This is a genomic window from Streptomyces sp. AJS327 (assembly GCF_013450295.1).
In the GTDB taxonomy this organism is placed as follows: domain Bacteria; phylum Actinomycetota; class Actinomycetes; order Streptomycetales; family Streptomycetaceae; genus Streptomyces.
In genome coordinates, this window is the sequence record NZ_SKBR01000004.1 from 849,045 (window position 1) to 861,871 (window position 12,827).

A 12,827-nucleotide genomic window follows, 5' to 3' on the forward strand; every position below is an offset into this window, starting at 1 on the left:
GATGACGGAGGAGGCCGCCGCGGCGGCGGGTGCGGAGGGGCGTCCCGTGGTGCGGTTGCGCCTGGACCTGAGCTACGACGGCCGGGAGTTCTCGGGCTGGGCCCGGCAGAAGGGCGACCGCAGGACCGTCCAGGGGGAGATCGAGGACGCGCTGCGGGTGGTGCTGCGGCTCGACCGCACCCCCGAGCTGACCGTCGCCGGGCGGACGGACGCCGGGGTGCACGCCAGGGGCCAGGTGGCCCACGTCGATCTGGACGCGGAGGTCTGGGCCGAGCACGGGCGGCAGCTGCCCCGCCGGCTGGCCGGGCGGCTGCCGGCGGACGTGCGGATCTGGCGGGTGCGTCCGGCGCCGCCGCACTTCGACGCCCGGTTCTCGGCGATCTGGCGGCGCTACGTCTACCGGGTCAGCGACCACCCCGGCGGGGTCGATCCGCTGCTGCGCGGCCATGTGCTGTGGCACAACTGGCCGCTCGACCTGGACGCGATGAACGAGGGTGCGCGCGGGCTGCTCGGGGAGCACGACTTCGCGGCGTACTGCAAGCGCCGGGAGGGCGCGACCACCGTCCGGACGCTGCGGGAGCTGCGCTGGTCCCGGCGGCGGGACGGCGTGATGGAGGCGACGGTCCTGGCGGACGCCTTCTGCCACAACATGGTGCGCTCCCTGGTGGGGGCGCTGCTGTTCGTGGGCGACGGGCACCGCTCGCCGGAGTGGCCGAGCGCGGTGCTGGCCGCGGGGGTGCGTGACTCGGCGGTGCACGTGGTGCGGCCGCACGGACTGACGCTGGAGGAGGTCGGCTATCCGCCGGACTCCGAGCTGGCGGCGCGGAACGCGGCCGCGCGCCGCCGCCGGTCGCTGCCGTCCGCCGGGAGCGCGGCGGGCTGCTGCTGAACGGCGGGCGGTGGTGGCCGACCGGGGCGCCCGGTGGGCGGGCGGCCGCCGCCGCCCGTCGGGCCGGTGCGGCTAGCTCTCCTTGGCCGCCTCGGCGGCCTGCTTCTCGCCGCGGTCGTAGACGCGCTGGCGGGCGAACTCGGAGCCGTCCAGCGCGGCGCGCACCGCGGCCTTGTCGGAGGCGCCGGAGGCCTTGCCGTCGGCGTGGCCCGCGATGGTGAAGAAGGCGTAGCGGCCGAGCTGGTTGACCGTCGTCCGGCACTCGACGGTGCGGCAGAAGTCCTTCGCGTCACCGCCGGGCAGTGCCACGAGGTTGGGCTTGTACCCCTTCTTCACGGCCTTGGCCGCGGCGGTGTCCTCGAAGACGGCGATACCGACGGTGACCGCCTGGCCGTCCTTCGTGTAGGTGGCGCGGTAGATCGCGTCGCAGTCGTTCTTCGACAGGACCGGGCCGAGACCGGCGTGGGCCGCGCTCCCACACTTCGTGCTGGCCTTCACCGCCACCCGCTCGTACGTCCGTCCCTTGACCGTCATCTCGGTCGTGGGAAAGAGGGTCTTGCTGGTCAGCGGGGCCTTGTCGCGTTCGCTGTCCGCGATGAAGTCCTCGGGCGGAGGCGGGGGCGGCGCGTCGTCCTTGAAGGTGGGCTCGGGCTGTGAGCTGGAGGGCAGATCCTCCGGGGAGGGCAGGGACTCCGAGGAGGCGTCCGAGGCGTCCCCACCACCGCCCTCGTTGATCACGGCCACGGCGACGACGCCCGCGACGGCGGCGGTGGCGAGCGCCCCGCCGCCGATCATCAGCCAGCGCCTCCGGCGCGCGCGGGCGCGCTCGGCGTTCTCCGCGAGCGCCGCCCAGTCGGGGGTGCCGCCTCCTGGACCCCCGCCGGGTCCCCCCTGCCCAAAGCTCATGGGCGCATCTTATTCGCTTGGTCCGGGAACGGACCCCCGGCCACAATCCGCCCATGGGACATGTGGAGATCGCGCACCTGGAGTACTCGCTGCCGGACGGCCGTCCGCTGTTCGACGACGCCTCGTTCCGGGTCGGTGAGGGCGTCTCCGCCGCGCTGGTGGGCGCGAACGGCGCGGGCAAGACCACGCTGCTGCGGCTGATCGCGGGGGAGCTGCGCCCGGAGTCCGGGACGGTGGCGGCCAGCGGGGGCGTCGGGGTCATGTCGCAGTTCGTCGGGCTCGGAGAGGGCGAGGAGACCGTCCGTGACCTGCTGCTCTCGGTGGCTCCCCGGCCGGTGCGGGAGGCCGCGGCCGCGGTGGACGAGGCCGAACTGGCGATCATGGAACGGGACGACGAGGCGGCGCAGCTGGCGTACGCGCAGGCCCTCGCCGACTGGGCCGAGGTGCGGGGGTACGAGGCGGAGACCGAGTGGGACGTGTGCACCACGGCGGCGCTAGGCGTCCCCTACGAGCGTGCGCGCTGGCGGGCGGTGGAGACGCTCTCCGGGGGCGAGCGGAAGCGGCTGGTGCTGGAGTCGCTGCTGCGCGGGAAGGACGAGGTGCTGCTGCTGGACGAACCGGACAACTTCCTGGACGTCCCCGGCAAACGCTGGCTGGAGGAGCGGTTGCGGGAGACCCGGAAGACCGTGCTGTTCATCTCCCACGACCGGGAGCTGCTGGCCCGCGCGGCCGACCGGATCGTGAGCGTCGAGCCGAGTCCGGCCGGGAGCGACGTGTGGGTGCACGGCGGTGGCTTCGCCACGTACCACGAGGCCCGGCAGGAGCGCTTCGCCCGCTTCGAGGAGCTGCGCCGCCGCTGGGACGAGAAGCGGGCCCAGCTCCGGCAGCTGGTGCGGGACCTCCAGCAGTACGCGTCCCGGAGCGACGACATGGCCTCCCGCTACCGCGCGGCCCGGACCCGGCTGCGCAGGTTCGAGGACGCGGGGCCGCCGCCGGAGCCGCCGAGGAAGCAGCGGATCACCATGCGGCTGCGTGGCGGACGGACCGGGGTGCGGGCCCTGACCTGCGAACAGCTGGAGCTGACGGGGCTGATGTCCCCGTTCGACCTGGAGGTCTTCTACGGCGAGCGGGTCGCGGTGCTGGGCTCGAACGGCTCGGGCAAGTCGCACTTCCTGCGGCTGCTGGCGAGCGATCCGGAGCGGCCCGGTCCGGTGGCGCACACCGGGTGCTGGCGGCTCGGGGCCCGGGTGGTGCCCGGCTACTTCGCGCAGTCCCCGCTGGCCCAAGGGGCGGACGGACGGGAGAGCCGCGCCGGGGACGCCCCGCGCCCGGCGGTACCCGGCGACGCCGGGCGGGAGGGCGCGGGCGCACCGCCTGGTCAGCCGGCCGGTGCGCCGGGCGGCGCCCGGGCCACCGGGTCGGGGGAGCTTGCGGGCCGCACCCTGCTGGAGATCCTGTGGACCGAGTACGCCAGGGACCGGGGCGGTGCGATGCCGGTGCTGCGCCGCTACGAGCTGACCCGGCAGGCCGAGCAGCGCTACGAGCGGCTGTCCGGCGGCCAGCAGGCCCGCTTCCAGATCCTGCTGCTGGAGCTGGCCGGCGCGACGGCCCTGCTGCTGGACGAGCCGACGGACAACCTGGACCTGGAGTCGGCCGAGGCGCTCCAGGAGGGGCTGGAGGCCTTCGAGGGCACGGTGCTGGCGGTGACGCACGACCGCTGGTTCGCCCGGTCCTTCGACCGCTTCCTGGTCTTCGGCGCCGACGGGCGGGTGCGGGAGACGCCCGAGCCGGTGTGGGAGGAGGGCCGGGTGGCCCGGGCCCGCTGAGCGCGTTCCGCGCCGTGGCGGGCCGGGCTCCCGGGCCGACGTCCAGGCGGGCCGGACTGGCTCCGGGGTGGGCCGGGGGAGTTTTGACCCGGCTGGCGGAGGGCGGGTACCCTGCGAGGTCGTTGTGTGTACTGGCTTGCCTATTCTCACGTGGGAGGCCCCGCACACCGGCCCACCGGGCCGATGACCAGCGATCAGCAGCGCGGCTTGCGTCACCGATGTCTGCGGTCAAAGGCTGTCGTGATCTGCCAGGTGGCCTTGTCAGGACCGTCCTCTGGGCCCCCGCGGTCCGGGAGGATCCCACTCACTGAAGAAGCGAAGGCTACGACCGTGCGTACGTACAGCCCCAAGCCCGGCGACATCCAGCGCCAGTGGCACGTCATTGACGCGCAGGACGTTGTCCTGGGCCGTCTGGCCAGCCAGGCCGCCACCCTTCTCCGGGGCAAGCACAAGCCGGTGTACGCGCCCCACGTTGACACCGGTGACTTCGTCATCATCATCAACGCCGACAAGGTGCACCTGACCGGCAACAAGCGGACCCAGAAGATGGCGTACCGCCACTCCGGCTACCCGGGCGGTCTGCGGTCCGTCCGCTATGACGAGCTGCTGGAGAAGAACCCGGAGAAGGCCGTCGAGAAGGCCGTCAAGGGCATGCTCCCGAAGAACACGCTGGGCCGTCAGATGCTCTCGAAGCTGAAGGTGTACTCGGGCGGCCAGCACCCGCACGGCGCGCAGCAGCCCGTGCCGTTCGAGATCAGCCAGGTCGCGCAGTAAGTCCGGCCACACCCAACGACTGAACAGAAGCCGAGGAGAATCGTGGCCGAGACCACCGCTGAGACCCCCGTCGAGGGCGTCGAGGAGTACACGACCGAAACCCCCGAGGGCACCCTGGAGGAGTTCACCTCCGAGTCCCTGGCGTCCCGCTTCGGCGACCCGCAGCCCGCCGCGGGCACCGGTCGCCGTAAGAACGCCATCGCGCGGGTCCGCATCATCCCCGGCAGCGGCCGGTGGAAGGTGAACGGGCGCACCCTGGAGGGCTACTTCCCGAACAAGGTGCACCAGCAGGAAGTCAACGAGCCGTTCAAGGTGCTGGAGCTGGACGGCCGGTACGACGTCGTCGCCCGTATCTCCGGTGGCGGCATCTCCGGCCAGGCCGGTGCGCTGCGCCTGGGCGTCGCCCGCGCCCTGAACGAGGCGGACGTGGACAACAACCGCGGCCCGCTGAAGAAGGCCGGCTTCCTGACCCGTGACGCGCGCGCCGTGGAGCGGAAGAAGGCCGGTCTGAAGAAGGCGCGTAAGGGCACGCAGTACAGCAAGCGCTGACCCGCGCCTCACCGTCCGCCCGGGCCGGGCGCGCCCGGCCCCGCGGGAGGCAGTACGCGAACGCCCCGTCGGCACTTCGGTGCCGTACGGGGCGTTTGTCGTTCGGGTGCCTCGGGTGCCTCGGGTGCCTCGGGTGCCTCGGGTGCCTCGGGTGCCTCGGGTGCCGGGCCGCCGTGGGGTGTGGGCCGGTGGGAGTGCGGGGCGCGCGGGGGAGAACGTCGATCGGTGGGCCAGCACGGGTCGGCGGGGACGGGGCGTGGGAACCGGGGTGGTGCCGGTCCCCGTCCGAGGGCGGGACGACGAGCGCGGAACGGGGGGAGAGGAGCGGTTCGGCGGAGCGGGGGAGCCGCCGTGGCCCGTGGTCCGGCGCGCCGGTGATGGCGCGTGCCGCCGCGGATCGCCACGCGTATACCTGGAAAGGCCGGGCCGTGACCCGGCAGCGGTGAACTCGGAGGAACGACAGTGGGACGACTCTTCGGCACGGACGGAGTACGTGGTGTCGCCAACGAAGGGCTGACGGCCGAGATGGCGCTCGGCCTGTCGGTGGCGGCGGGCCACGTGCTGGCCTGGGGGTCTCCCCGGCGCAGCCACGAGGAGGGCGCGGTGCACGACGGTGCGCGCCCCACGGCCGTGGTGGGGCGCGACCCGCGTGCCTCGGGCGAGTTCCTGGAGGCTGCGGTGGTGGCCGGGCTGGCGAGCGCCGGGGTCGACGTGCTCCGGGTCGGGGTGCTGCCCACCCCGGCGGTCGCTCATCTGACCGGTGCCTTCGGCGCGGACCTCGGGGTGATGCTCTCCGCGAGCCACAACCCGATGCCGGACAACGGGATCAAGTTCTTCGCACGCGGCGGGCACAAGCTGCCGGACGAGGTCGAGGACCGGATCGAGGACCTCTACTGGCAGCACGAGTCGGGCGAGCGGCAGTGGGACCGGCCGGTCGGCGCCGGGGTCGGCCGGGTCACCGACCACGGTGAGGGTGCCGACACCTACGTCGCGCACCTGGTGGGAGTGCTCCCCAACCGGCTGGACGGGCTGACCGTCGTCGTCGACGCGGCGCACGGCGCGGCCTCGCGGGTCTCGCCCGAGGCGTTCACGCGGGCCGGTGCCGAGGTGATCACGATCGGCGCCGAACCGGACGGGCTCAACATCAACGACGGCTGCGGCTCCACGCATCTGGCCGGGCTGCGGGCCGCCGTCCTGGAACACGGTGCCGACCTGGGAGTCGCGCACGACGGGGACGCCGACCGCTGCCTCGCGGTGGACGCGACGGGCGCGGAGGTCGACGGCGACCAGATCCTCACGGTGCTGGCGCTCGGGCTGCGCGCCGCGGGTCAGCTGCGGCGGGACACGGTGGTCGCCACGGTGATGTCGAACCTCGGCTTCAAGCTGGCGCTGGAGCGGGAGGGCATCGAGCTGCTCCAGACCTCGGTCGGTGACCGGTACGTGCTGGAGGAGATGAAGCGCGGCGGGTACGCGCTCGGCGGGGAGCAGTCCGGGCACGTCATCGTGCTGGACCACGCGACCACCGGGGACGGCACGCTGACCGGGCTGATGCTCGCCGCGCGGGTCGCGGCGACCGGCAAGCCGCTGGCCGAGCTGGCCGGGGCGATGCGGCGGCTGCCGCAGGTGCTGGTGAACGTCCCGGACGTGGACAAGTCGCGGGTGAGCACCCAGGCGGAACTGGCCGCCGCGGTCACCGAGGCCGAGCGGGAACTCGGGGAGACCGGCCGGGTGTTGCTGCGCTCCTCCGGTACCGAGCCGCTGGTCCGGGTGATGGTGGAGGCCGCCGACGAGGAGCAGGCCAGGACGGTCGCGGAACGCCTCGCGGACGTCGTGAAGAGCACCCTCGGCTGAGACTCGCTCGCCACCGCGGACCGCCGGACGCGGCCCCCGGCCCACCGTCCGGCCTCGGCTCACCGTCCGGCGCGGGCGGCCGGGCGGTGTGGGCGGCGCGCGGTGGCTACAGCTTCCGCAGGGAGAGCCGCTCCACCTTGTGGTTGGCCGCCTTGTGCAGTTGCAGGGTGGCCCGGCCGCGGGTGGGCGCGATGTTCTGGCGCAGGTTGGGCTCGTTGATGGTGCGCCAGGTGTTGCGCGCGTAGTCCATCGCCTCCTCCTCGGACACCTGGGTGTACGGGTGGAAGTACGAGCGGGGGTTGCGGAACGCCGTCTCGCGCAGCTGGCGGAACCGGTCGAGGTACCACCGCTCGATGTCGGCGGTCCGGGCGTCCACGTAGACCGAGAAGTCGAAGTAGTCGGCGACGGCCAGCCGGGTGCGGCCGTCCTTCCCGGGCAGCGCGGGCTGGAGCACGTTCAGCCCCTCGACGATCAGGATGTCCGGACTGCGGACGGTCTGCCGCTCGCCGGGCACGATGTCGTAGATCAGGTGGGAGTAGACGGGACAGCTGACCTCCGGATGTCCCGCCTTGACGTTGGCGACGAACCGGGTGAGCGCCCGCCGGTCGTACGACTCCGGGAAGCCCTTGCGGGACATCAGACCGCGCCGCCGCAGCTCGTCCTTGGGCAGCAGGAAGCCGTCCGTGGTGACCAGTTCGACGTGCGGGCGCTCGGGCACCGCCCCGCCCTCCGTCTCCGTCCGGCTGTGCGGCAGCGCGAGGAGCGCCTGGAGCAGCCGGGAGACGGTGGACTTGCCGACCGCGACGCTGCCCGCCACCCCGATGACGAAGGGGGTGGCCGGGCGGGCGCCGTGCTCCCGCCCGGCCTCGCCCAGGAAGGTGGTGAGCGCGTCCCGCAGCCCGTGGGTGGCCTCGATGTACAGGTTCAGCAGCCGGGACAGTGGGAGGTAGATCTCCCGCACCTCGTCGAGGTCGATCACGTCGCCCAGCCCGCGCAGCCGCTCCACCTCGGCGGCGGTCAGCTGGAGCGGCGTGCTGTGCCGCAGCGCGCTCCACGCGGAGCGCGAGAGGTTGACGTAGGGCTTCGTTGACACGCGCCCATTCTGCGTGCGCCACACCGCCGTCTCCTGTCCGGGGTGTGGCCGTGGGCTGACGGTGGGGGTTCCGCCGGGGTGCGCACCGGGACGTTCCGTGCGTGGCGGGACGCTTCGCCGGGCGGCCGGGCGGCCGGGCGGCCGGGCGGCCGGGTGGACGGGCGGCCGGGTGGACGGGTGGGGTGGAGGTGCCGGTGAGACGGATGGATATTCCGTGTGCGAACGGTGTACTTGGGATGGCAGAGCCGCTACGTTCCGGTCATGCCATATCCACGAGGTCAGACGGGCCGTGCCGGCCGGGTGGGGCGTGTGAGACGCCTCGGCGGCTGGGGCCGCGCCGCGCCGGGGCCGCGGATGAGCGGCGCGGAGGAACTGATACACCGCGACCTGACGGACGACCTGCCGGACGAGGACCTCTCCGAGGACCTGTCGGAGTCGCTGGACCTGTACGTTCCGGGCAGCAAGCCGCGCTGTGAGGAGCGCGAGTACCTGGAGCTGGTGGAGGAGGCCGTCGATCGGATAGCGCGCGGTCACTGAGGCCGGTGCCGCGCCCCGTTCCCGCGGTCGCCCCGGCCGGTTCGCCCGCTCGGCCGCCCCGGTGTCCCCCGGCCCAGTCCCCGCTCCCGCCCCCGGTGCTCTGGCCGGATGTCGCCCCCCGCCGGCGGGTGGTACGCCTCGTCGGGGGTTCGGGGGTGTGCGTCCCGGCGTACCTCGACGCGCTCCCGCGTGCGCCGTCGGCGGGGTGGAGCGCCCCCGGTGCCCCTCCGCTTCCCCCGGGGGCGGGCGCGCGCCCCGGGCGGTTCCCGTGCGCCGGACGGCCGCCAGCTCGACGCCTCCGCGCTCCCTCGTGTGACACGGACCTCGGTACGCGCCCGCGAACCGCGTGGACCCGCCGCGTACCGTGAGCCTGGCAGGTCAGGTAGGTGAGGGGCTTCCATGTGCGGAATCGTCGGTTATGTGGGTGGCCAGTCGGCGCTCGACGTGGTCATCGCGGGTTTGCAGCGGCTGGAGTACCGGGGGTACGACTCGGCGGGTGTGGCCGTACTGGCCGACGGCGGACTCGCGGCGACGAAGCGGGAGGGCAAGCTCGCCAACCTGCACAAGCGGCTCGCCGAGCATCCCCTCCCGGCCGGGCACACCGGTATCGGCCACACCCGGTGGGCCACGCACGGTGCGCCGAACGACGTCAACGCGCATCCGCACCTGGACAACGCGGGCCGGGTGGCCGTCGTGCACAACGGGATCATCGAGAACTTCACCGAGCTGCGCGCGGAGCTGACCGACCGGGGCCACGAGCTGCTCTCGGAGACGGACACCGAGGTGGTCGCCCATCTGCTGGCCGAGTCCTTCTCGTCCTGCGGGGAGCTGGCCGAGGCGATGCGTCAGGTGTGCCGTCGGCTGGACGGCGCGTTCACACTGGTCGCGGTGCACGCCGACGAGCCGGAGACGGTGGTCGGCGCCCGCCGCAACTCCCCTCTGGTCGTCGGCCTCGGGGACGGTGAGGCGTTCCTGGCCTCGGACGTCGCCGCGTTCATCGCGTACACCCGGGAGGCCATCGAGCTGGGCCAGGACCAGGTGGTCGAGCTGCGCCGGGACGGGGTGACCGTCACCGATTTCGAGGGGAACACCGCCGAAGCCCGCCCCTTCCACGTGGACTGGGACGCTTCGGCGGCCGAGAAGGGCGGCTACGACTACTTCATGCTGAAGGAGATCGCCGAGCAGCCCCGCGCCGTCGCGGACACCCTGCTCGGCCGGATCGACACGGCGGGGGAGCTGACGCTGGACGAGGTGCGCATCCCGGACTCGGTGCTCCGCGAGGTCGACAAGGTGGTGATAGTGGCCTGCGGTACCGCCTTCCACGCGGGCATGATCGCCAAGTACGCGATCGAGCACTGGACGCGCATCCCCTGCGAGACCGAGCTGGCCAGCGAGTTCCGCTACCGGGACCCGATCCTCGACTCCCGGACGCTGGTGATCGCCGTCAGCCAGTCCGGGGAGACCATGGACACGCTGATGGCGCTTCGGCACGCCCGCGAGCAGGGCGCCCGGGTGCTGGCGATCTGCAACACCAACGGCTCGACCATCCCCCGGGAGTCGGACGCGGTGCTGTACACGCACGCCGGGCCGGAGGTCGCCGTCGCCTCCACCAAGGCGTTCCTCACACAGCTCGTCGCCTGCTACCTGGTGGCGCTGTACCTCGGCCAGGTGCGCGGCAGCAAGTGGGGCGACGAGGTGATCGCCGTCATCCGGGAGCTGTCCCAGATCGCCACGCAGGTCGAGGAGGTGCTGGCCACCATGGAGCCGGTGCGCGAGCTGGCGCGCGGCCTCGCGGACCAGGACACCGTGCTGTTCCTCGGGCGGCACGTCGGCTACCCGGTGGCGCTGGAGGGCGCGCTGAAGCTGAAGGAACTGGCCTACATGCACGCCGAGGGCTTCGCCGCCGGAGAGCTGAAGCACGGGCCGATCGCGCTGGTCGAGGACGGGATGCCGGTGGTGGTCGTGGTGCCGCCGCCCCGCGGCAGGTCGGTGCTGCACGACAAGATCGTCTCCAACATCCAGGAGATCCGGGCCAGGGGCGCCCGCACGATCGTCATCGCCGAGCGGGGCGACGACACGGTCACCCCGTACGCCGACCACCTCGTCGAGATCCCACCCACCCCGACGCTGCTCCAGCCGCTGGTCGCCACGGTGCCCCTCCAGGTGTTCGCCTGCGAACTGGCGACCGCGCGCGGCAACGAGGTGGACCAGCCCCGGAACCTCGCCAAGTCGGTGACGGTGGAGTGAGCCGCCCGTGTCCCCCCGGGCGCGGTGCTCCCGCCCCGTCCGTGCGCGCGGTCGGCCCCCGGGGGGCGGCGTGATCGTGGGCGTGGGCGTGGACGTCGCGGGGATCGCGCGGTTCGGCGCGGCGCTGGAGCGTACCCCCGCGCTCGCCGAACGGCTCTTCGTCCCGGCCGAGTTGTGCCGTCCGGACGGCACGCGCCGGGGCGACGCCTCGCTCGCCGCGCGGTTCGCCGCCAAGGAGGCGGCCGCCAAGGCGCTGGGCGCCCCTGACGGGCTGCGCTGGACCGACGCCGAGGTGCGCACGTACGACTCCGGGCGGCCCTACCTGGTGGTGCGCGGCACCGTCGCGGAGCGGGCCGCCGCGCTGGGGGTCCGCTCCTGGCAGCTCTCGCTCTCGCACGACGCGGACGTCGCCACCGCCTTCGTCATCGCCGAGGGCTGACCAGCCGAGGGGCCCTCCGCCCGGGCCCGGCTCTCCGACCGACGGGCCTTCGACCGACGGGCCTCCGCCCGGCCCTTCCGGGGAACCGGCGTCCGGCGGCCCCGCCGGGCGGCGCGCGGCAGACTGGGCCCATGAGGACTGCGTACGGCGTGGAGACGGTACGGGCGGCGGAGCGTGAACTGATGGGGCGGCTGCCGGACGGGGCGCTGATGCGGCGTGCCGCCGCCGGGCTGGCCGCCGCCTGCGCCGGGCTGCTCGGGCGGGTGTCCGGGGCGCGGGTGGTGCTGCTCGTCGGCAGCGGCGACAACGGCGGGGACGCCCTCTTCGCGGGCGCGCGGCTCGCGCGGCGGGGCGCGGGCGTGACCGCCGTCCTGCTCTCCCCGGAACGGGCGCACGAGGGCGGTCTCGCCGACCTGCGCGCGGCGGGCGGGCGCGCCGTGGCGGCGCCCGGCGCGGTGGTCGAGGGGGTGGCGGAACCGGTGCCGCCGCTGCTGGAGCGGGCCGACCTGGTGGTCGACGGCATCGTCGGCATCGGGGCGCGGGGCGGCCTGCGGCCGGTCGCGGTGGAACTGGCGGACGCGGTCCGCGCCGTCGGGGCGCCCGTCGTCGCGGTGGACCTGCCGAGCGGGGTGGACGCGGACACCGGCGAGGTACCGGGGGTCGCGCTGCCCGCCGACGCCACGGTGACCTTCGGGGCCTACAAGCCCGGCTTGCTGATCGACCCGGCCCGGGCGTACGCGGGCGCGGTCCGGCTGGTCGACATCGGGCTCGGCCCGTACCTGCCCGCCGCCGGGGTGGCCGAGTCCCCGCAGCACGCGGACGTGGCCGCGCTGCTGCCCCGGCCCGGAGCCGAGAGCGACAAGTACCGGCGGGGCGTGGTGGGGATCGCCGCCGGATCGGCGGACTATCCGGGCGCCGCGGTGCTCACCGTCGCCGGGGCGCTGCGCGGCGGCGCCGGGGCCGTGCGGTACGCGGGTCCGGCCGCCGACGCCGTCATCGCCCGCTATCCGGAGACGCTGGTGTCCGGAGGGTCGCCGCGACGGGCCGGGCGGGTCCAGGCGTGGGTGGTCGGACCCGGGCTCGGCGCGGGACACGAGGCCGAGCGGGCGCTCCGCGAGGTGCTGGACACCGAGCTGCCGGTGCTGGTCGACGCGGACGGGCTGCGGCTGATGGACCTGCCCCGGGTGCGGACCCGCATCGCCCCCACCCTGCTGACACCGCACGCGGGCGAGGCCGCCGCGCTCCTGGGCTGGGCCCGTGAGGAGGTCGAGGGGGCGCGCCTCGCGGCGGTCCGCGAACTGGCCGCCCGTACGGGGGCGACGGTACTGCTCAAGGGGTCGACCACGCTGGTGGCCGACCCCCCGAACCCCTCCGGGCCCCCGTACACCACCGAGCCGGGCGAGCCGGATGGAGGGGGCGAGGCTGACGAGGGGGACGCCCCGGGGTGGGCCGGGACGGTGCGGGTGAACGCCACCGGTTCCGGGTGGCTGGCCACCGCGGGCAGTGGCGACGTGCTCTCCGGGCTGGCCGGATCGCTGCTCGCGAGCGGCCTCAGCGCCCGGGACGCCGCCGCGGCCGGCGCGCATCTGCACGGTCTCGCCGGCCGCTTCGCGGCCCAGCCGCCGGGCGCCTCGGACGTCGCCGACGGCCTGTTCGCCGCCTGGCGGGAGGTCGGTGGCTGACCCCCGCCCGGCCGCCGTCGCGCCGCCCCGTCCC

Annotated in this window: 11 protein-coding genes; 9 read left to right on the forward strand and 2 right to left on the reverse strand. The window is 74.4% G+C overall.

Annotated elements, in window-relative coordinates; all coding sequences use genetic code 11:
- Position 1: 1 nt before the first annotated feature.
- A complete protein-coding gene (gene truA, locus E0L36_RS25575; protein WP_180931725.1) occupies positions 2-889 on the forward strand; it encodes a tRNA pseudouridine(38-40) synthase TruA in 888 nt (295 codons plus the stop codon).
- 72 nt (positions 890-961) lie between these two features.
- Here the strand turns inward: truA and E0L36_RS25580 are convergent, their stop codons facing one another.
- Positions 962-1,795 (reverse strand): hypothetical protein, encoded by an 834-nt coding sequence (locus E0L36_RS25580; protein ID WP_180931600.1) that lies wholly within the window; start codon positions 1,793-1,795, stop codon positions 962-964.
- A 53-nt stretch (positions 1,796-1,848) separates the two neighbouring features.
- On the opposite strand from E0L36_RS25580, the gene E0L36_RS25585 reads away from it, so the two are divergent.
- The 4 genes from E0L36_RS25585 (at position 1,849) to glmM (ending at position 6,795) form a co-directional block, all read left to right on the forward strand.
- Positions 1,849-3,621: an ATP-binding cassette domain-containing protein gene (locus E0L36_RS25585; protein WP_180931601.1), complete on the forward strand. Its 1,773-nt coding sequence runs from the start codon at positions 1,849-1,851 to the stop codon at positions 3,619-3,621.
- Positions 3,622-3,951: 330 nt separating this feature from the next.
- Positions 3,952-4,395: a 50S ribosomal protein L13 gene (gene rplM, locus E0L36_RS25590; protein WP_180931602.1), complete on the forward strand. Its 444-nt coding sequence runs from the start codon at positions 3,952-3,954 to the stop codon at positions 4,393-4,395.
- A gap of 42 nt (positions 4,396-4,437) precedes the next feature.
- Complete coding sequence (rpsI, locus tag E0L36_RS25595) at positions 4,438-4,944, forward strand: 30S ribosomal protein S9 (RefSeq protein WP_180931603.1); 507 nt, start codon at positions 4,438-4,440, stop codon at positions 4,942-4,944.
- A gap of 462 nt (positions 4,945-5,406) precedes the next feature.
- Positions 5,407-6,795 carry a phosphoglucosamine mutase gene (glmM, locus tag E0L36_RS25600; protein WP_180931604.1) on the forward strand — a complete coding sequence of 463 codons (1,389 nt, stop codon included), beginning with the start codon at positions 5,407-5,409 and terminating at the stop codon, positions 6,793-6,795.
- Positions 6,796-6,901: 106 nt separating this feature from the next.
- On the opposite strand, the gene coaA is transcribed toward glmM, so the two are convergent.
- Positions 6,902-7,888, reverse strand: coding sequence for a type I pantothenate kinase (gene coaA, locus E0L36_RS25605; protein WP_180931605.1), 987 nt, complete (start codon positions 7,886-7,888; stop codon positions 6,902-6,904).
- Positions 7,889-8,197: 309 nt separating this feature from the next.
- Here coaA and E0L36_RS25610 point away from each other — a divergent pair, with 309 nt between their 5' ends.
- The 4 genes from E0L36_RS25610 to E0L36_RS25625 all read left to right on the forward strand — a co-directional run bounded on the left by E0L36_RS25610 (position 8,198) and on the right by E0L36_RS25625 (position 12,793).
- Positions 8,198-8,425, forward strand: coding sequence for a hypothetical protein (locus tag E0L36_RS25610; protein WP_180931733.1), 228 nt, complete (start codon positions 8,198-8,200; stop codon positions 8,423-8,425).
- A 399-nt stretch (positions 8,426-8,824) separates the two neighbouring features.
- Entirely contained in the window at positions 8,825-10,672 is a 1,848-nt protein-coding gene (glmS, locus tag E0L36_RS25615) for a glutamine--fructose-6-phosphate transaminase (isomerizing) (protein WP_180931606.1), read from the forward strand.
- Positions 10,673-10,742: 70 nt separating this feature from the next.
- On the forward strand, positions 10,743-11,111 hold the full coding sequence (locus tag E0L36_RS25620; RefSeq protein ID WP_180931607.1) for a holo-ACP synthase: 369 nt from the start codon (positions 10,743-10,745) through the stop codon (positions 11,109-11,111).
- Between the two features lie 131 nt (positions 11,112-11,242).
- Positions 11,243-12,793 carry an NAD(P)H-hydrate epimerase gene (locus tag E0L36_RS25625; protein WP_180931608.1) on the forward strand — a complete coding sequence of 517 codons (1,551 nt, stop codon included), beginning with the start codon at positions 11,243-11,245 and terminating at the stop codon, positions 12,791-12,793.
- The last annotated feature ends 34 nt before the right edge of the window (positions 12,794-12,827 follow it).

Excerpts from the sequence above, each read along its gene's own strand:
- truA (WP_180931725.1), top strand. The coding sequence starts at position 2 with ATGACGGAGGAGGCCGCCGCGGCGGCGGGTGCGGAGGGGCGTCCCGTG.
- E0L36_RS25580 (WP_180931600.1), bottom strand. The coding sequence starts at position 1,795 with ATGAGCTTTGGGCAGGGGGGACCCGGCGGGGGTCCAGGAGGCGGCACC.
- E0L36_RS25585 (WP_180931601.1), top strand. The coding sequence starts at position 1,849 with ATGGGACATGTGGAGATCGCGCACCTGGAGTACTCGCTGCCGGACGGC.
- glmS (WP_180931606.1), top strand. The coding sequence starts at position 8,825 with ATGTGCGGAATCGTCGGTTATGTGGGTGGCCAGTCGGCGCTCGACGTG.
- E0L36_RS25625 (WP_180931608.1), top strand. The coding sequence starts at position 11,243 with ATGAGGACTGCGTACGGCGTGGAGACGGTACGGGCGGCGGAGCGTGAA.